Origin of the sequence: Bradyrhizobium monzae, from assembly GCF_021458635.1 — a bacterium.
Classification (GTDB): domain Bacteria; phylum Pseudomonadota; class Alphaproteobacteria; order Rhizobiales; family Xanthobacteraceae; genus Bradyrhizobium.
In genome coordinates this window covers 23,100-41,604 of the sequence record NZ_JAIRDQ010000003.1, presented here as the reverse complement: position 1 = coordinate 41,604, position 18,505 = coordinate 23,100, and the positions used below count along the sequence as shown (strand labels likewise).

General features: G+C 63.2%; 17 protein-coding genes. 12 read left to right on the top strand and 5 right to left on the bottom strand.

The window, feature by feature from the left end; genetic code table 11:
- Window positions 1-10: 10 nt before the first annotated feature.
- The 3 genes from K3F49_RS13735 to K3F49_RS13725 all read right to left on the bottom strand — a co-directional run bounded on the left by K3F49_RS13735 (window position 11) and on the right by K3F49_RS13725 (window position 3,669).
- Window positions 11-973, bottom strand: coding sequence for an ABC transporter permease (locus tag K3F49_RS13735; protein WP_234681483.1), 963 nt, complete (start codon window positions 971-973; stop codon window positions 11-13).
- Between the two features lies 1 nt (window position 974).
- Window positions 975-1,955 (bottom strand): ABC transporter permease, encoded by a 981-nt coding sequence (locus K3F49_RS13730; protein ID WP_234681482.1) that lies wholly within the window; start codon window positions 1,953-1,955, stop codon window positions 975-977.
- A 115-nt stretch (window positions 1,956-2,070) separates the two neighbouring features.
- A complete protein-coding gene (locus K3F49_RS13725; protein WP_234681481.1) occupies window positions 2,071-3,669 on the bottom strand; it encodes an ABC transporter substrate-binding protein in 1,599 nt (532 codons plus the stop codon).
- A gap of 375 nt (window positions 3,670-4,044) precedes the next feature.
- Here K3F49_RS13725 and K3F49_RS13720 point away from each other — a divergent pair, with 375 nt between their 5' ends.
- The 6 genes from K3F49_RS13720 to K3F49_RS13695 are packed head-to-tail and all read left to right on the top strand — an operon-like array spanning window position 4,045 to window position 11,692.
- Window positions 4,045-4,302, top strand: coding sequence for a DUF6489 family protein (locus tag K3F49_RS13720; protein WP_234681480.1), 258 nt, complete (start codon window positions 4,045-4,047; stop codon window positions 4,300-4,302).
- Window positions 4,303-5,103, top strand: a complete 801-nt coding sequence (locus tag K3F49_RS13715) for an esterase/lipase family protein (protein ID WP_234681479.1) — start codon at window positions 4,303-4,305, stop codon at window positions 5,101-5,103.
- A 47-nt stretch (window positions 5,104-5,150) separates the two neighbouring features.
- Window positions 5,151-6,701, top strand: coding sequence for a WS/DGAT/MGAT family O-acyltransferase (locus tag K3F49_RS13710; protein WP_234681478.1), 1,551 nt, complete (start codon window positions 5,151-5,153; stop codon window positions 6,699-6,701).
- Between the two features lie 22 nt (window positions 6,702-6,723).
- On the top strand, window positions 6,724-7,719 hold the full coding sequence (locus tag K3F49_RS13705) for an alpha/beta fold hydrolase (protein WP_234681477.1): 996 nt from the start codon (window positions 6,724-6,726) through the stop codon (window positions 7,717-7,719).
- Window positions 7,720-7,750: 31 nt separating this feature from the next.
- Entirely contained in the window at window positions 7,751-10,987 is a 3,237-nt protein-coding gene (locus K3F49_RS13700; protein ID WP_234681476.1) for a bifunctional cytochrome P450/NADPH--P450 reductase, read from the top strand.
- Between the two features lie 30 nt (window positions 10,988-11,017).
- Window positions 11,018-11,692, top strand: a complete 675-nt coding sequence (locus K3F49_RS13695; RefSeq protein WP_234681475.1) for a spermidine synthase — start codon at window positions 11,018-11,020, stop codon at window positions 11,690-11,692.
- Here the strand turns inward: K3F49_RS13695 and K3F49_RS13690 are convergent.
- Window positions 11,689-12,153, bottom strand: coding sequence for a nuclear transport factor 2 family protein (locus K3F49_RS13690; RefSeq protein ID WP_234681474.1), 465 nt, complete (start codon window positions 12,151-12,153; stop codon window positions 11,689-11,691). The two genes, K3F49_RS13695 and K3F49_RS13690, sit on opposite strands and share 4 nt — an antisense overlap.
- Window positions 12,154-12,281: 128 nt before the next feature.
- Window positions 12,282-13,196: an alpha/beta fold hydrolase gene (locus K3F49_RS13685; protein ID WP_234681473.1), complete on the bottom strand. Its 915-nt coding sequence runs from the start codon at window positions 13,194-13,196 to the stop codon at window positions 12,282-12,284.
- 163 nt (window positions 13,197-13,359) lie between these two features.
- Between K3F49_RS13685 and K3F49_RS13680 the strand changes: the two genes are divergently transcribed.
- From K3F49_RS13680 to K3F49_RS13655, 6 genes are all read left to right on the top strand, one after another.
- The gene (locus K3F49_RS13680; protein ID WP_234681472.1) at window positions 13,360-13,740 is read left to right on the top strand and encodes a hypothetical protein; all 381 of its coding nucleotides are present in this window, start codon (window positions 13,360-13,362) and stop codon (window positions 13,738-13,740) included.
- Window positions 13,737-14,819, top strand: coding sequence for an alpha/beta fold hydrolase (locus K3F49_RS13675; RefSeq protein WP_234681471.1), 1,083 nt, complete (start codon window positions 13,737-13,739; stop codon window positions 14,817-14,819). Before K3F49_RS13680 ends, K3F49_RS13675 begins: the two co-directional genes overlap by 4 nt.
- Window positions 14,816-15,436 (top strand): GNAT family N-acetyltransferase, encoded by a 621-nt coding sequence (locus tag K3F49_RS13670; RefSeq protein WP_234681470.1) that lies wholly within the window; start codon window positions 14,816-14,818, stop codon window positions 15,434-15,436. The genes K3F49_RS13675 and K3F49_RS13670 overlap by 4 nt, the downstream gene beginning before the upstream one ends.
- Before the next feature lie 164 nt (window positions 15,437-15,600).
- The gene (locus tag K3F49_RS13665) at window positions 15,601-16,056 is read left to right on the top strand and encodes a phasin (protein WP_234681469.1); all 456 of its coding nucleotides are present in this window, start codon (window positions 15,601-15,603) and stop codon (window positions 16,054-16,056) included.
- 161 nt (window positions 16,057-16,217) lie between these two features.
- Entirely contained in the window at window positions 16,218-17,504 is a 1,287-nt protein-coding gene (locus K3F49_RS13660; protein ID WP_234681468.1) for a DUF445 domain-containing protein, read from the top strand.
- A gap of 202 nt (window positions 17,505-17,706) precedes the next feature.
- Window positions 17,707-18,477 (top strand): esterase/lipase family protein, encoded by a 771-nt coding sequence (locus K3F49_RS13655; RefSeq protein ID WP_234681467.1) that lies wholly within the window; start codon window positions 17,707-17,709, stop codon window positions 18,475-18,477.
- Window positions 18,478-18,505: the final 28 nt, after the last annotated feature.

The following is an 18,505-nucleotide window of genomic DNA, read 5'->3' as shown; positions in this document are numbered from 1 at the left end:
CGCTGCATACTCATCGGAGTTTCGGGTTGAGCGCGTCGCGCAGCCAATCGCCAAGCAGGTTGATCGACAGGATCAGCGCGGCAAGTGCGATTCCGGGAAATGCGACGATCCACCATTCGCCGGCGAACAGATAGCCGTTGCCGATGCGGATCAGCGTGCCGAGCGACGGCATGGTCTCGGGCATGCCCGAGCCGAGAAACGACAGCGTTGCCTCGGTGATGATGGCAAGCGCGAGGTTGATGGTGGCGATCACGAGGATCGGCCCCGTGGTGTTCGGCAGCACGTGGCGCAGCATGATCACGGGGGCGGGCAGGCCGATCAATTGTGCGGCCGCGACATAATCCTTGTTCTTCTCGACCAGCACCGAGCCACGCACCGTGCGCGCGTACTGCACCCAAAAGCTCAGCCCGATCGCGAAGACCAGGACCGCCAACATGCTCATCTCGTCGAGCTTGTTGCCAAAGACCGATTTGGCGATGCCGTTGATCAAGAGCGCGATCAGGATGGCCGGAAAAGAAAGCTGCACGTCGGCAATGCGCATGATCAGCCCGTCGACGGCGCCGCCGAAATAGCCGGCGGTCAAACCGAGGATGATGCCGAGCGCGCCGGACAAGAGCACGCCGAGCACGCCGACGAGCAGCGAGATGCGCAGGCCGTAGAGGATCGCTGACAGCACGTCGCGGCCCTGCTCGTCGGTGCCGAGCAGGAACGGGCTCTGGCCGTCGGCGGTCCAGAGCGGCGAGATGCGCGAATTCATCAGCTGGAGCTGCGCCGGGTCGAACGGATTTTGTACCGATAGCACCGAGGCGAAGATCGCGATCAGGAAGAACAGCAGCGTCACCGCAGCCGCGATCATGGTGATCCTGGAGCGGCGGAACGAATAGAACAGGTCGCTATCGAGCGCGCGCCTGAACCAGCCGGGTGCGGCGGCGGCGCGCTTCTCGGTGCTGTGCGGAACGACGGCCTCGCTCATGTCAGTGCGCCCGGCTGACCGTCGAGCGCAGCCGCGGATCGACGATGGTGTAGAGGATATCAACCACGAGATTGATAGTGACGAAGATCAGGGACACCATCATCAGATAGGCCGCCATGATCGGGATATCGACGTTCTGAACGGCCTGCACGAACAAGAGGCCCATGCCCGGCCACTGGAATACGGTCTCGGTGATGATTGCGAAAGCAATGACCGAGCCAAATTGCAGGCCCGCCACGGTGATCACGGGAACCAGCGTGTTGCGCAGTGCGTGGCCGAAATGAATCGCCCGCGTGCTGAGCCCGCGGGCGCGGGCGAATCGGATGTAGTCGGTCCGCAGGACTTCGAGCATCTCCGCACGGACCAGCCGCATGATCAGCGTCATCTGGAACAGGCCGAGGGTGATCGAGGGCATGATCAGCGCTTTCAAGCCTGACAGCGTCAGGAGCCCCGTCGTCCACCAGCCGATATGCACGACATCGCCCCGCCCGAACGAGGGCAGCCAGCCCAGCGTCACCGAGAACAGGTAGATCATGAGGATGCCGATCAGGAAGGTCGGCAGCGAGATGCCGATCAGCGAGACGGCCTGGAATATGTGCGAGAGCCAGCTATCACGGCGCAGCGCCGAATAGACCCCCATCAGGATGCCGCTGATCATTGCGAAGATGGTGGCGCAGATCGCGAGCTCCAACGTTGCGGGCATGCGCTCCATCAGCAGATTGCTGACCGGTAGCCGGAACTGGTAGGACACGCCGAACTTGAACTGCGCAGCGTTGCCGACATAGCGGCCGAATTGCACGATCACGGGATCGTCGAGGCCAAGCGATTTGCGGATCGCGGCGCGTTCGGCGCCCGACGTATCCATTCCGACCATCTGGTTCACGGGATCGCCGGCGAAGCGGAACATCGAGAACGAGATGATTCCGACGGCGATCATGACACCGATGGCCTGGATGGCTCGGCGCAGTGTGAAAGCGAGCATCTGTTCCTTTCACATCTCTTCAGCAGCACGCATCATTGCGTTCGCCCGAAACGGCAAGTCCCGGAAGCCAAGTCTTGGAGGTATTGGCTTCCGGGACTTCACAACTTGTCGACACCTACTCGTCCTGCTTGGTCGCCCAGTAGAGCATGACCATGTTGTCCGCACGCTGGGTCAGCTTCACCTTCTTCGACACGCCCCAGGCGAGCGCCTGCTGGTGCAGCGGGACATAGGCCCAGTCCTTCATCGAGACCTCGAAAGCCTGCCCGATCAGCTGATCGCGCTTGGTCGTATCGGATTCCACCAGAACCTTGTCGGCGAGCTCGTCGAACTGCTTGTTGCAATAACCGGCGAGATTGGCTTCGCCGCGGTTGGGATCCTTGGGATCATCCCGGCAGCCCATGATGTCGTGCAGCACGTTCTGGGAGTCGAGCGTATCCGGGGTCCAGCCCAGCATGAACAGCGAGGTTTTGTAGCCGCCGGGCTTCAGCACCTTGGCGAAATACTGGGCCTTCGGCTGCGCCAGCAGGTCTACCTTGATGTTGATGCGCGCGAGCATGCCGACGATCGCCTGGCAGATCGCGGCGTCGTTGACGTAGCGATCGTTCGGGCAGTCCATCGTCACCTCGAAACCGTCGGCATAGCCGGCGTCGGCGAGGAGCTTCTTAGAGGCGTCGGGATCAAACTTCGGCCGGGTGAAATCTTTCGAGAAAAAGATCTCCGGCGCGACCATCAACGCGGACGGCGTGGACAGTCCACGCATGACGCGATTCTTGATCAGGTCGACGTCGATCGCCCGGTAGACGGCTTCGCGGACGCGAACGTCCTTGAAAGGGTTCTTGCCCTTGATGTTGGAATACAGGAGCTCGTCGCGCGCCTGATCCATGCCAACGAAGATGGTGCGGAGCTCAGGTCCCGTCAGCACAGTGGCGTTGGGGCTCGCTTTGACGCGCTCGATATCCTGGACCGGAACCGGTTCGATCACGTCGACCTCGCCCGACAACAGCGCCGCGACACGCGTGGCCGGGTTTGCAATCGGCGTGAAGATGATCTCCTTCAGATTATGTTCCGGCTTGCGCCACCAGCCCGGGTTGACCTTGAAGACAGTCTTCACGCCCGGCTGATGGCTCTCGATGATGAAGGGGCCGGTGCCGTTTTCATGCAGCGAGGCATAGCTCGGGGTCGTCGCGGCTGCGGGCGTCGGTGCCACCGCATCGTTCGCCTCTGCCCATTTTTTGTCCATGATGTACCAAGTCGCCCACAGCGCCGTCAGGATGGGATTGGGCGAGGTCAGGACGAAATCGACGGTGTAATCGTCGATCTTGACGGCCTTGGCATCGGCGGGAACGCGGCTCTGGAAATTCGAGCCTTTCGCTCGCACACGCTCGGCCGAGAACACAACGTCGTCAGCGGTGAAGGGGTCGCCGTTGTGGAATTTCACGCCCTTGCGCAGGTGAAAGCGCCAGCGGGTCGGCTCCGGCGTCTCCCAGCTTTCCGCGAGCGCCGGGATGATCTTCAGGTCCTTGCCGCGGGCGACAAGGCCCTCATAGACGTGGCCGAGATGCGCACTCGTGGTCGACTCGTTCAGCGTGTAGGGATCGAGCGACTTCAGCTCACCCTGGTTGGCGTAGCGCAGCGTCTGGCTCGACGCCGGCGAGACCGCCAACGCAAGCGCACCGGCGAGCGTCGCCGCAAACAGACTTCGTCCGACTGACATTCTTGACCCTCTCCACTCGCCCGCACCGTGATTTTTGATTGTTCGGCGGGGTTGATCGATCCATGTTGCCCAGAGTTCTCGACCCGTGCAAGCGCCATTCCAGCAAGGAACGCGCCAAGTTGCACCGCTATGCAGCAATGCTGACCAACAATTTAGGGGCGGGAGGCGCGAGGGCGACATTGGACTTTCGGCCAGCCTGATCCCGAGAATGCGGGCGGAAACGGCCCGCCGGCGCCCATTCGCGCCGACAATTTGATTGACCACATCCGCCGATTGCGGAAGCCGGTGTCCGGCCCCGCGTCTCAGGTCGCTTGCGTCGCACACCATGTCGCGGCGATACTGTGTGACGCCGCTCGAATCTCATCCGGAGGGGACATGAAAGTTAATATTGAAATCGACTGCACCCCCCTCGAGGCCCGCCAGTTCTTCGGGTTGCCTGACGTGTCGCCGATGCAGATGGCGGTGATGGACAAGCTGCAGCAGCAGGTGCTGAGCAACATCGACAAGGTCTCGCCGGAATCGCTGATCCAGAGCTGGTTCACCTTCGATCCCAAGATCGCGGAACGGTTTCAGGACATGTTCGTGACCATGGCCGGCCTGGGCAGCCCGCGCAGCGGCGACAAGAAGAAATAAATGCCGACCGTGCGCGACGGGGCGCAAGGCTCGGGCCGGCTTCGCCCGCCGGGCTTTGGCCTGCTGCTCGCGGAGGTGCGCAGCCTGTTCGAATTCAATGCCAGCGTCCTGCTGTCGCCGCTGCTGATGCGCGCGCCCAGGGGCGACGGTCATCCGGTGCTGACGCTTCCAGGCTTTCTCGCCAGTGATCTCTCGATGGCGCCGATGCGGCGCTATCTCGGCGAACTCGGCTATGAGGCGCATGCCTGGCGCATGGGCCGCAATCTCGGCGGACTGGCGCGGATGCGGGAAGCCCTGCACACTCGCCTCAGCGAAATCCACGCTCCAAGCGGACGCAAGGTCAGTCTGGTCGGATGGAGCCTCGGCGGCGTCTATGCCAGGGATCTCGCGCTCCAGGCGCCCGACATGATCCGCTCGGTCATCACGCTCGGCAGCCCGTTTGCCAATGATGTGCGGGCCACCAACGCGACGGCTCTGTATGAGGCGTTGTCCGGCGAGCGGGTCGAGGATTTCGCGGAAGCGCGTGCAGCGATCGCCGGCGATCTTCCGGTGCCGGCGACGTCGATCTATTCGCGCACAGACGGCGTCGTGAATTGGCGGACTTGCCTGCTCCATCCCTCGGACCGGGCTGAGAATATCGAGGTGCATTTCGCGAGCCATATCGGGCTCGGGGTAAACCCGGCTGCGTTGTGGGCCGTGGCGGATCGCCTGGCCCAACCGGAGGGGGAGTTCTGGCCATTTGACCACGCTGGTCCGTTTGCCATTGCATATGCCCCGCCGGAGCGGGCAGTATCGACCTGACGAGAAGCGCCGGCAAAGGCGCCCGTCGAATATGGGCGGAGGGAACTATGGCTGACGGTAAGAAACTGTCGTCGCTGGATGCGTCGTTTCTTTATCTGGAAACGCCGGAAATGCCGATGCATGTCGGCAGCATGGCAATCTTTCGCTTGCCTGACGATTACAAGGGCGACTTCTTCGAAGACTTCAAGGCGATGATCGTCTCGCGGTTGCACATCGCGCCGATCCTCAAGGCGCGCCTGGAGAAGGCGCCGCTCGACATCGATCATCCGACCTGGGTCGAGGACGACCAATTCGACATCGACCGTCACATCTTCCGTGCCAGCCTGCCGGCACCGCACGATCGCGCCACGCTCGAGCGCATCGTCGGATGGATGCATGCCAAGCTCCTGAACCGTGCTCGCCCGCTCTGGGAGTTCTATGTGTTCGAGGGCATGAAGGACAACGAGGTCGGGCTCTATTCCAAGATGCACCACGCCGCCATCGATGGCGGTGCCGGTGCGGCCCTGACCAGCATGATCTACGACATCTCGCCGATCCCGCGAAAGGTCGAGCCGCCGACGGGCGGATCGAGGCCGGGACAGGCGCCGCGCGATATCGCGGCGAACCTGCTCGATTCCTATCAGCAGCTCTTCACTCAGCCGCTCGATGCCTCGGCGGCCGCGAAGAACCTGCAACTGCCGCGCACCGGCAAGAGCGACATCGGTTCGATCCTGTTCGACAACGCGATGTACCAGATCGAGAGCGCGGTGCGCTTCGCCGGCAATATCCCGACCATGGTCAAGAGCGTCTCCGACGTGCTCGGCAAGATTTCCGATCCGAAGTCGCGCGAGAGCCTCGCCAGCATGGTGTCGCCCCCGACCATGCTCAACAAGTCGATTTCGTCGGAGCGCAGCTTTGCCGGCGTATCGATCTCGTTGTCGCGATCCAAGGCGCTGGCCAAGCAGGCCGGCGGCAAGCTCAACGACGTGGTGCTGGCGCTCGCCTCCGGCGTGGTTCGCCGCTATCTCCAGCAACACGGCACATTGCCGGCGAAATCGCTGACCGCCGCCGTGCCGATCTCGCTCCGTGAGGAGGGCAACACTGAGGCCAACAACCAGGTGTTCGGCATGATCTGCTCGATCGCGACCAACATCGATGATCCCAAGGCGCGGCTCGAGGCCATCATCGCGCAGTCGACCAAGTCCAAGGAGATGTCCCATCCGTTGCGGGCCTTGATGCCGCAGGTCTCCAACATCTCGATGCTGGGCGCACCGATCATCGTCCAGATCATGGCACTGCTCTACAGCCGCTCGGACCTGTCGGACGTGCTGCCGCCGGCGGCGAACATTACCGTGTCCAACGTGCCGGGGCCGCGGCAGACGCTCTATGCCGCAGGTGCCGAGCTGCTGCACATCTTCCCGGTATCGATCTCGACGCATGGGCAGGCGCTCAACATCACCGTGCAGAGCTACCGCGACCAACTCGATTTCGGTTTCATCGTCGGCGCCAACATCATTCCGCACGTGCAGGTGATGTGCGACATGCTGCCGGAGGAGTTTGCCGCGCTCGAAGCGGCCTATACGCCACCCGCGGCCGACATCAAGGGCGCGGCCGAATAGGAAGTCTGTCAGGATTTTTGCAATGATCGAAATGCCGCCGCTCAAGTTCGCGCAGACGAACGGAATCCGCATGGGTTATTACGAGGCGGGCCCCGTCGCCGATAAGCCGCCAGTGGTGCTGTGCCATGGCTGGCCCGAACTAGCCTTCTCCTGGCGCCACCAGATCGAGGCGCTGAGCGAGGCCGGCATCCGCGTGATTGCGCCGGATCAGCGCGGCTATGGCGCGACCGATCGGCCCGAGCCGGTCGAGGCCTACGACATGGAGCATTTGACCGGCGATCTCGTCGGGCTGCTCGATCATCTCGACATCGAGAAGGCGATCTTCGTCGGCCACGACTGGGGTGGCTTCGTCGTCTGGCAAATGCCGTTGCGGCACCCCGCGCGCGTCGCCGGCGTTGTCGGTGTCAACACACCGCATTGGGACCGCGCGCCGATGGATCCGATCGCGCTGTTCCGCAAGCGCTTCGGGGACGATATGTACATCGTCCAGTTCCAGGACCCCGCGCACGAGCCCGACAGGATTTTCGGCAGCCGCGTCGAGCAGACGTTCGACGCCTTCATGCGGAAACCGTTGGCTCGGCCGGCGGCGAAACCGCAAGAGCCGCCGATTGCGGGCGTCGGCGCATCGTCGAAGACAAACCTGGCCTTCCCGCAGATGATTGCGGCCTATGACGCCAAGGTCGATCCGCGCACACCTATCCTGTCGGCCGACGAGAAGAAGGTGTTCGTCGACACGTTCACGAAGACCGGCTTCACCGGCGGCATCAACTGGTATCGCAATTTCACCCGCAATTGGGAGCGGTCGGAGGGGCTCGATCACCACATCAGCGTGCCGTCGCTGATGATCATGGCCGAGAACGACGCGGTGCTGCCGCCGTCGGCAGCCGACGGCATGGAGAACCTGGTGGCAGATCTCGAGAAGCATCTGGTGAAGGACAGCGGCCATTGGACGCAGCAGGAGAAGCCGGAAGAGGTCAGCGCCAAGCTGATCGAATGGCGTAGAAGGCGGTTTGGCTAGCTCGTCATTGCGAGCGGGGGGAAGCGTAGCAATGTCATCGAAGAACCGTCTGGATCCGATTCCGCAACCGCCGACCAAGCCGGTCGTCGGCAACATGCTGTCGCTGGATTCGGCAGCCCCCGTGCAGAACCTGACGCGGCTCGCCAAGGAACTCGGCCCGATCTTCTGGCTCGACATGATGGGGTCGCCGATCGTCGTCGTCTCCGGCCACGATCTCGTTGACGAACTTTCCGACGAGAAGCGCTTCGACAAGGCGGTGCGCGGAGCGTTGCGGCGCGTGCGCGCGGTCGGCGGCGACGGTCTGTTCACCGCGGATACCAAGGAGCCGAACTGGAGCAAGGCGCACAACATTCTGCTGCAGCCGTTCGGCAACCGCGCCATGCAGTCCTACCACCCGAGCATGGTGGATATCGCCGAGCAGCTCGTCCACAAATGGGAGCGTCTGAACGCCGACGACGAAATCGACGTCGTCCACGACATGACCGCGTTGACGCTCGACACGATTGGCCTGTGTGGTTTCGAGTACCGGTTCAACTCGTTCTACCGGCGCGATTACCATCCCTTCGTCGAGTCGCTGGTGCGCTCACTCGAAACCATCATGATGACGCGCGGCCTGCCGTTCGAGCAGCTCTGGATGCAGAAGCGGCGGAAGACGCTGGGCGAGGACGTCGACTTCATGAACAAGATGGTCGATGAAATCATCGCCGAGCGCCGCAAGAGCGCTGACGCCCTCGACGACAAGAAGGATATGCTGGCCGCGATGATGACCGGTGTCGATCGCTCGACCGGCGAGCAGCTCGACGACGTCAACATCCGCTACCAGATCAATACGTTCCTGATCGCAGGCCACGAGACCACCAGCGGCTTGTTATCCTACACGCTCTATGCGTTGCTGAAGCATCCGGACATCCTCAAGAAGGCCTATGACGAGGTCGACCACGTCTTCGGCTCCGACGTCAATGCCAAGCCCACCTACCAGCAGGTGACGCAGCTCACCTACATCACGCAGATCCTGAAAGAGGCGCTGCGGCTGTGGCCGCCGGCGCCTGCCTATGGCATCTCGCCTCTGAACGACGAGACCATCGGCGGCGGCAAGTACAAGCTCAGGAAGGGCACATTCACCACGATTCTGGTGACCGCGCTGCATCGCGACCCCAGTGTGTGGGGTCCGAACCCCGACAATTTCGACCCTGAGAATTTCAGCCGCGAGGCGGAAGCAAAACGTCCGGTCAATGCCTGGAAGCCCTTCGGCAACGGCCAGCGCGCGTGTATCGGCCGCGGCTTCGCCATGCACGAGGCCGCGCTTGCGCTCGGCATGGTCCTCCAGCGCTTCAGGCTGATCGACCATCAGCGTTACCAGATGCACTTGAAGGAAACGCTGACGATGAAGCCGGAGGGCTTCAAGATCAGGGTGCGGCCGCGTGCGGATCGCGAGCGCGGTGCTTATGGCGGTCCCGTCGCCGCGGCGGCTTCGGCACCGAAGGCACCGCGTCAGCCCACGGCGCGGCTCGGCCACAACACGCCGATGCTGGTGCTCTACGGCTCCAACCTCGGCACCGCCGAGGAGCTTGCAACGCGCATGGCCGATCTCGCGGAGATCAACGGCTTTGCCGTGCATCTCGGGCCGCTCGACGACTACGTGGGCAAGCTGCCGCAAGAGGGCGGCGTGCTGATCATATGCGCCTCCTACAACGGCGCGCCGCCCGACAACGCGACACAGTTCGTCAAATGGCTCGGCGACGATATGCCCAAGGACGCCTTTGCCAATGTGCGGTACGCCGTGTTCGGCTGCGGCAACAGCGACTGGGCCGCGACCTATCAATCGGTGCCCCGCTTCATCGACGAGCAATTGTCGAAGCACGGCGCACGCGCGGTGTATGCGCGCGGCGAGGGCGATGCACGCAGCGATCTCGACGGCCAGTTCCAGAAGTGGTTTCCGGCCGCCGCCCAGGTTGCGACCAAGGAATTCGGCATCGACTGGAATTTCACCCGCACCGCGGAGGACGATCCGCTCTACGCGATCGAGCCGGTGGCGGTAACCGCCGTCAACACCATCGTCGCCCAGGGCGGCGCTGTGGCGATGAAGGTGCTGGTCAATGACGAGCTCCAGAACAAGTCCGGCGCCAATCCGTCCGAGCGCTCGACGCGTCATATCGAGGTCCAGCTTCCGTCCAACGTCACCTTCCGCGTCGGCGACCATTTGAGCGTCGTTCCGCGCAACGATCCGACGCTGGTGGATTCGGTGGCCCGCCGGTTTGGGTTCCTGCCGGCCGACCAGATCAGGCTTCAGGTCACTGAGGGCCGTCGCGCGCAGTTGCCGGTCGGTGATGCCGTATCGGTCGGCCGCCTGCTCAGCGAGTTCGTCGAGTTGCAGCAGGTCGCGACGCGGAAGCAGATCCAGATCATGGCCGAGCACACCCGCTGCCCGGTGACCAAGCCGAAGCTGCTTTCCTTCGTCGGCGAGGAACCCGAACCGCTCGGACGCTACCGCCGCGAGATTTTGGCCAGGCGCAAATCGGTGTTCGACCTGCTGCTCGAACATCCGGCCTGCGAATTGCCGTTCCACGTCTATCTGGAGATGCTCTCGCTGCTGGCGCCGCGCTACTACTCGATCTCGTCCTCGCCGTCGGTCGATCCAACGCGCTGTAGCGTCACGGTCGGCGTGGTCGAAGGGCCGGCCGCCTCTGGGCGCGGGACCTACAAGGGCATTTGCTCGAACTATCTCGCCAACCGCCGCGCAGGCGACACGGTCTACGCCACCGTGCGCGAGACCAAGGCCGGCTTCCGGCTGCCGGATGATCCATCCGTGCCGATCATCATGATCGGTCCGGGTACCGGACTGGCGCCGTTCCGCGGCTTCCTTCAAGAGCGCGCCGCGCGCAAGGCCAAGGGCGCCGCGCTCGGCCCGGCGATGCTGTTCTTCGGCTGCCGCCATCCCGAGCAGGATTTTCTCTACGCTAACGAACTGAAGGCGCTGTCGGGCCGTGGCATCACCGAACTGTTCACCGCGTTCTCGCGTGCGGAGGGACCGAAGACCTATGTGCAGCACGTACTCGCCGCACATAAGGACAAGGTCTGGCCGCTGATCGAGCAGGGTGCAATCATCTATGTCTGCGGCGACGGCAGCAAGATGGAGCCCGACGTGAAGGCGGCGCTGGTCGCGCTCCATCGCGAGAACAGCAGCAGCGATGCGGCTGCCAGTGCGCGCTGGATTGAGGAGATGGGCGCGAAGAACCGCTATGTGCTGGACGTCTGGGCTGGAGGGTGACCGCCAGCCCAATCGTGCTAAACGTCAGGCATGATTCCCTGGGAAAAGATCGATACGGCCAAAATCCCCGGGTCCGACGAGGAGCTCCGCCTGATGCGACGCGGCAAGGAGTTCTCCATCAAGCTCGGCACCAACGAGCTGATGAACAACCGCCTGTCGGGCTCGGAAGCCGCTCTCGCAACGCTTGCGGCGAAGCAGATCGAGATGGTTGCCAGGCCCGTCATTCTCATTGGCGGTCTCGGCATGGGCTTTACGCTGCGTGCGGCGCTCACCGTGCTCGGAGGTAAGGCAAAGATCGTGGTCTCCGAGCTTGTGCCGGCCGTCGTCGCCTGGGCGCGAGGCCCGATGTCACAGGTCTTTGGCGACAGTCTCGATGATGCCAGGGTGAGCATCCGGGAGATCGACGTCGGCGAAATCATCCGGGCGAAGAGCTCGGCTTTCGACGCCATTCTTCTCGATGTCGACAACGGGCCGGAAGGGCTGACCCGAAAGGGCAACGACGCGCTTTACAGCGCTGGCGGGCTGAAGTCGGCGAAGGCGGCGTTGCGGCCGGGCGGCGTGCTCGCCGTCTGGTCGTCGGGACCCAACCCCGCTTTCAGCAAGCGTCTCGGCAGCGCCGGCTTCGACGTCAACGAGGTCAATGTGCGCGCCACCGGCAGAGGCGGGGGCGCGCGCCACGTGATCTGGATCGCGAAGAACAGTTAAAACATCGTGTTGTTGTTCGCCGGATTCTCCGGGATCGGCTGAACGACGTCCCAGTGCTCGACGATCTTGCCGTTTTCGAGCTTGAAGATGTCGACGATCGCGTTGCCTTTGGTACCGGGTTCGCGAACGGCGTGAACGTGGAGAATGACGTAGTCGCCATCGACGAAAGAACGCTTGATCTCGCTGTGCGAGTTCGGGAACTTTTCTCGCAGGAAGCCGATGAACTTCCGAAAGCCCTCCGGACCATCGGCAGCGTTCGGATTGTGTTGGGTGTAGCGGTCGCCGACATAGGCGAGGGCCGCATCGACGTCCTTCTGGTTGAGACCTTTCTCGTAGAAGGCCAGCACCGCTTTACGATTGGCTTCCTCTTGTGCGCTGCCGGCCATCGCGGCGCCGCAGGCGAAGGACAGCATGAGAATTGAAGCGGCGACCATTGCGGCCGACCGGACGATGAGATGCATGTGAACTCCGAGAGGCCGCAGCCCCTGTCTTGCGATTGGGGGAGGCCTGTATAGCTTTCGTACCGGCACTCGTTAAGAGAGTAACCGGCAGCTCACATGGTCACCGCAAGGAGACCGAGGGCGTCGGTCTACGCCGCTTTCGCCGCCGCGCCGTGCGCGTGCTTGTCGATGGCATCGACGATCTCGGGCCAGAACCGTGACGGCAGGGCATGGCCCATGCCCTCGATCATCAGCAGCTTTGCACCCGGAATTGACGCCGCCGTGTCCCTGCCGCCCTCGGGATGGACCAGCGGATCGACCGTGCCGTGAATCACGAGTGTCGGCGTCTTGACGCCATGCAGCCGCTCCTTGCGGCTGCCGGAGGCGAGCACGGCGCGAAGCTGCCGGCCGACGCCGGCGGGATTGAGACCGCGCGCGAACGTGCGTTCGGCACGACCGGGATCAAGCGCCTCTTCCTCGGGGAACGAGCCGGCGCGCAGCACGGTCCAGTTCTGGCAGAATCGCGCGATGTACTCTTCCTTGCTGCGCGGCGGCGGCGCCATCAGTACCGCCGTTGCCTCGCGGCTCGGCGGCGGCAGGCGCGGATTGCCTGTTGTCGACATGATCGAGGTCAGCGAGCGCACGCGCTGGGGAAACGACAGGGTTACTTCCTGCGCAATCATGCCGCCCATTGACGCCCCGACCAGATGCGCCGACTTGATGCCGAGCGCGTCCATCAGGCCGACCGTGTCCCTGGCCATGTCGATCAGCTTGTAGGTTGCAGCCACCGGAATCCTGAGGAAGCGGAGCTTCAGCAGCTCGAGCGGTGTCAGCCGCTTGCCGCCGGCGAGATGGCTCGACTTGCCGATGTCGCGATTGTCGAACCGGATCACGCGAAAGCCGCGCGCGGCGAGCTGCTCGCAGAATCCATCGTCCCAATGGATCATCTGCGCGCCGAGCCCCATGATCAGCAGCAGCGGCTCAGCATTGTCGTTGCCGAAAATCTCGTAGCAGATGTCGATGCCGTTGGCGCGGAGGGTCTGGGGCGGCTGATGGGCGTGCACAGGCGTGTTCCCTTGGCTTTTGATGAATGCTGTATCGCATGGTTTCCTGCGGCAAAGAAGCCGGGTGCGCGGCATCCGCCGCATGCAGGTTGACCGGCCCCCCGCAACGGTGTGGTATGGCGGGAAAAGAGGGGCTCAAGCCCTCCACATTGGGAGGACGCTGATGACCGACAAGATCACCGATCCAGTCGCCTTGTGGCAGAAGATGGTCGGCGACATGGAGAAGGGGTTCAACTCCTTCGCCACCAAGGCGATGGAGACGCCAGAATTCTCGCAGGCCATGAATCGCGCGGGCGGTGCTGCTGCGGGTGCTCAGAAGCAGTTCGGCGATCTCATGGAGAAGTACCTGCTCTCCATGAACCTGCCGAGCCGCGAGCAGATGACCGGCATCGCCGAACGGCTGCAGGCCATCGAAGGCCAGATCGGCGAGATCAGGTCGATGCTGAGCCAGATGTCGGCTAATTCAGGTGGATCGCCGATCGATGCCGCGCCGCGGCCGCCGCGTACAAAGCGTCCGCCCTCCGAAGGCGGAGAGCAAAAATGAACGCGCCGACGGGACTTGATCTCGCAGCGATCCCGGAGCGCATCCAGTCCGAAGTGCAGCGCGCGATCCAGCGCAGCATCAAGGGCGTCGAATATTTCTCGACCTCGGGTCCCACGCTCGGATCGACGCCCAAAGACGTGCTGCATTCGCGCGGCACGATGAGCCTCTACCACTATCGGCCGATGTCGGACGAGATCTACCGCGTGCCGGTGCTGGTCGTGATGGCGACCACCAATCGCGGCTACATCCTCGATCTCGTGCCCGGCCAGAGCTTCATCGAGTTCCTGCTCAAGCGTGGCTACGACGTCTACATGCTCGACTGGAGCGCGCCGCGGCCGGAGGAGAAGAGCCTGCGAATGGAGGACTACGTCCTCGACTTCATCCCGGATTGCGTCCGCCGTGTGCAAGCCGATTCCGGCGAGCAGGACATCTCCGTCATCGGCTATTGTTTTGGCGGCGTACTGTCACTGCTCTATGGCTCGATCTTCCCGGACGGGCCGATGAAGAATCTGATCTGCTTCACCACGCCGATCGACTTCCGCGAGATGAAGCTGTTCTCGAATTTCTCCGACCGCCGCTATTTCGACGTCGATCGTCTCGTCGACAGTGTCGGCAACGTGCCGCCGGAGATGATCCTGTCGTCGTTCGAGATGCTGCGCCCGGCTTCGCGCACCGTGAGCCAGATCCAGCTCTGGGAAAACATCTGGAACGACGAATTCGTGAAGTCGTACCGGATGTTCGACCGCTGGGCGACCGACACGCTGCCGCTGGCGGGCGAATATTTCCGCACCATCACCAAGGACCTGATGTGGGACAACAAGCTGTTCAACGATACCATGTCGGTGGGTGGCCGCGCGGCGAAGCTCGAGAACATCAAGGTGCCGATGCTGCACGCGGTCGCCGAGCACGATCACATCGTGCCGTATGAGGCCGCAAAGCATCTGATCGCCAAGATCGGATCTGACGACAAGGAAGAGGTGATGCTGAAAGGCGGTCATGTCTCTCTCGTCGCCGGCGCGAACGCGGTGAAGCGGCTGTGGCCGAAACTGGATTCCTGGCTGGGGACAAGATCGACATGAGTGAGCAGCGTTCCTATCCGCGTTACGTCAAGACGGATGCCGGCGATATCGAGATTCGCCTGATGTCGCCTGCAGACGAAGCCGCTGTGCTCGTCTTCGGCAAGGACTTGCCGACCCATGATTTGCTGTTCCTGCCGCGCAACATCAGCGAGCCGAAGGTGCTGTCCGCCTGGGTCAAGGAGATCGAGCGGGGTGCCATTCAGAGCCTGCTCGCGGTGAAGGAGGGCAGGGTCGTCGGTTGCGGCACGCTGGTGCGCGATCCGCATTCCTGGTCGCCCCATGTCGGCGAGATCCGCATGGTGGTGTCGCAGGACGTGCGCGGCAAGGGGGTGGGGAAGGCACTGTCGCAGGAAACCTTCGCGCTCGCGCTCGGAGCTGGGCTGGAAAAGCTCTCGGTCCAGATGACCGTCGACCAGCAGGCGGCGATCGCGCTGTTCGAGAGCCTCGGCTTCAAGGCCGAGGCGCTGCTGCGCGACCATGTCCGGGATGTCGGCGGCAAGACCCACGACATCGTCGTGCTTGGCCACAACATCGCGCAGGTCCAGGCCCAGATGGAAGCCTACGGGCTGTCGGGGGCCGTCCAGCATCAGTCCCCGTCGGGGAACCCGGCTGGCTAGGGAGGCACCAGAATGCCTTCCCCTGAGGCTGTTCACGGTTTCGTGATATTGCAGTGCAATACGAATGTTGCATCGCACAATTAACTATGCCATATAAGCCGTGCCCCGGGCCACAACCGGACGGGGTGAGCCCATAGCTCAGCCCAATGAGGATGGAGACCCCAATGACCACCGAAACCAACACCGCTTTCGAAGGCTTCAAGGACGCGTTCAAGAACATCCAGAACCTGGAAGTTCCCGAGGCGGCCCGCGAGTTCGTCAAGAAGACCGCCAACACCGCCAAGGACCGTGCTGCCGAGGCCTTCGCTGGCTCAGAGCGCGTGACCGCCGCCGTCGAGAACGCGGTGACCGAATCCGTCGCTGAGGCCGGCAAGATCAGCCGCAACATCCAGCAGGCGATCTATGAGGATGCCGAGGCGTTCTTCTCGGGCATCGACAAGCTCGCGTCCGCCAAGTCGTTCAGCGAAGCCGTCGAGATCCAGTCGAGCCTGCTCCGCGCCCGCGGCGAAGCGTTCGTCTCGCGCGCCAAGGCGACGACCGACTATCTCGGCAAGCTTGCAGCCAACGGTGCGAAGTCCGCTCAGGACAACTTTGCCAAGGTCTACCACAAGACCGCCTGATCTGGCGCCCTGAGCACAAACTGAAATTTGAGGCCCGCTTCGGCGGGCCTTTTGTTTTTGCGTTGCCGTCATTGGCTGCCGTCATTGCGGGCGAAGCGATCCAGTGGAAAGACTCTGGATTGCTTCGCTTCGCTCGCAATGACGAGTAGGGTGACGCAGTGATGACTCCACCCGCTACCTTTTCCTTCGATACTCCCGGCGATGCCGAACGCGCGAGCGAGCTGCGCCGCGTCAAGGCGTTGGCTGCGCTGGTGTTGGCCTCGACGCTTCTGCTGTTCGTCGTCGCGAAATGGCTGTTGCCCGTTCACCCCGTGTTCGGCTTCATCGCCGCCTTCGCGGAGGCCGCAACGATTGGCGGGCTCGCCGACTGGTATGCCGTCGTCGCACTCTTCAAGCGACCGCTCGGCCTGCCGATCCCGCACACCGCGATTATCCAGAGCAACCAGGCCCGCATCGCCGACAAGCTCGGCGAGTTCATCCAGGTCCATTTTCTCGAGGCTGGCCCGGTCGAAGCCAAACTGAACGAAATCGACTTTGGCTCCTTCGTCGCCGACTGGCTGCGTGACCGCAAGCGCAGCGACGACCTTGCGCGTTTCGCCTTGCGCCTGCTGCCGGAGGCGGTATCCGCGACCGAGAGCTCCGGCCTGATGACCTTCATCGTCCGCCGCATGTCCTCGCAGATTCAGGCGATCGACCTCGCGCCGCTTGCCGCCGGCACGCTGCGCGGCTTCGTGGCGGAGGGGCGGCACCAGATCCTGTTCGACGATCTCCTGCGCGTGATGCACGAGACGCTGAACCAGAAAGAGACGATGGCGATGATCCGCGAGAAGGTGCGCGCGGAGTTGCCCACCCTGCTCAAGCTGTACCGCGCCGACAAGTTTCTCGTGACCAAGATCGTGTCGTCGGCGACCGCCTTCTTCAATGAAGTGCGCAGCGATCCCAGGCATCCGTTCCGCGGCGAGTTCGACCACATGGTGCTGAGCTTCGTCGACCGGCTCGGCACCGACCAGGCCTATATCGACCGCATCGACGGATTGAAGCGCGATCTGCTGGCGCGTCCCGAGCTTGCCGATCTCGCTCGCACCGTCTGGTCCAACACGCGCTCCTTCATCGAGCGCAGTGCATCCGGCGAGACGCAGGTGCTCCAGCATCATCTCGCCGGGATGTTCGTTTCGGCGGGCGATGCGCTCGCCGGCGATGCCGAGCTGCGTGGCGAGATCAACAGGGGTCTGGTGACGGTGCTGCGGAGCTTCGTTGCCGATCAGAAGAGCGGCGTCTCGACCTTCATCTCCGACCAGGTCAAGGCGTGGGACATGGCGCAGCTGATTTCGCTGATCGAAATCAACATCGGGCGCGATCTGCAATACATCCGCTTCAATGGCTCGCTGATCGGCGGGCTCGCTGGTCTTGCGCTCTACTCCGTCGAATTCCTGCTCCGATTGCTGTGACTTTTGCGTCACGCCCGTTAGCATTAACGCGCGGGCCTATTGTGGCGCAGTGCTGCACCGGCTTGAATGTCGGGAACCGGCAGCCTAGCTGATTCATGTTGCGCTGCGGAACGTTCAAGAAGCCGGCGTATTGGAATTCATGCCCATTGCCGGCGTCGCAGCCGGCGGGCTCTTCAGGAATTCTTGCCCAAGGGATCCATTGATGACCGCTGCTACCCAGACGCTGCGTCCGCCGTCCCGTACTCTGATGTTCTTGGAAGGCCGCGCGATCCACGAGTTCGGCGCATTCCTCGGCGCGCTGCCGCTGCTGAGCTTCGCGCCGCGCGGCGACGGGCATCCGGTACTGGTGTTGCCGGGCCTTGTCGCCTCCGACGAGTCCACGCGCGCGCTGCGCACCTTTCTGAGCAGCAAGGGTTACGCTGTGAGCGGCTGGCGCCAGGGCCGCAATTACGGCTTGCGCGAAGGCGTGCAGCACGCGATGGTCGATCTGGTCGAGGAGCTCAGCGACAAACACGGCCGCAAGATCAGCCTGGTCGGCTGGAGCCTTGGCGGCCTCTATGCGCGCCAGCTTGCCAAGATGATGCCCGCGCGCGTGCGTCAGGTGATCACGCTCGGCAGCCCCTTTGCCGGCGATCCACGCTCGACCAATGCCTGGCGCGTCTATGAATGGGCGAGCGGGCGGAGATCCGACGAGGTCGATCCGGAGTTCGGCGGCGAGCTCGCCGTGCCGCCGCCGGTGCCGACCACCGCTATCTTCAGCCGCACCGACGGCGTCTGCGCCTGGCAGGGCTGCATGGAGAAGACGGGCGCGCAGACCGAGAGCATCGAGGTCGAGAGCAGCCATTGCGGCATGGGTCATCATCCCGCCGTCGTCTATGCGGTGGCCGATCGCCTCGCGCAGAAGGAAGGCCAGTGGCGGCCGTTCGATCGCAGCGGCTGGCGCAGTCTCGCCTATCCCGATCCGCATAGGTAGCGCGCTTCCTCGCCTCCCCCGTAAGCAC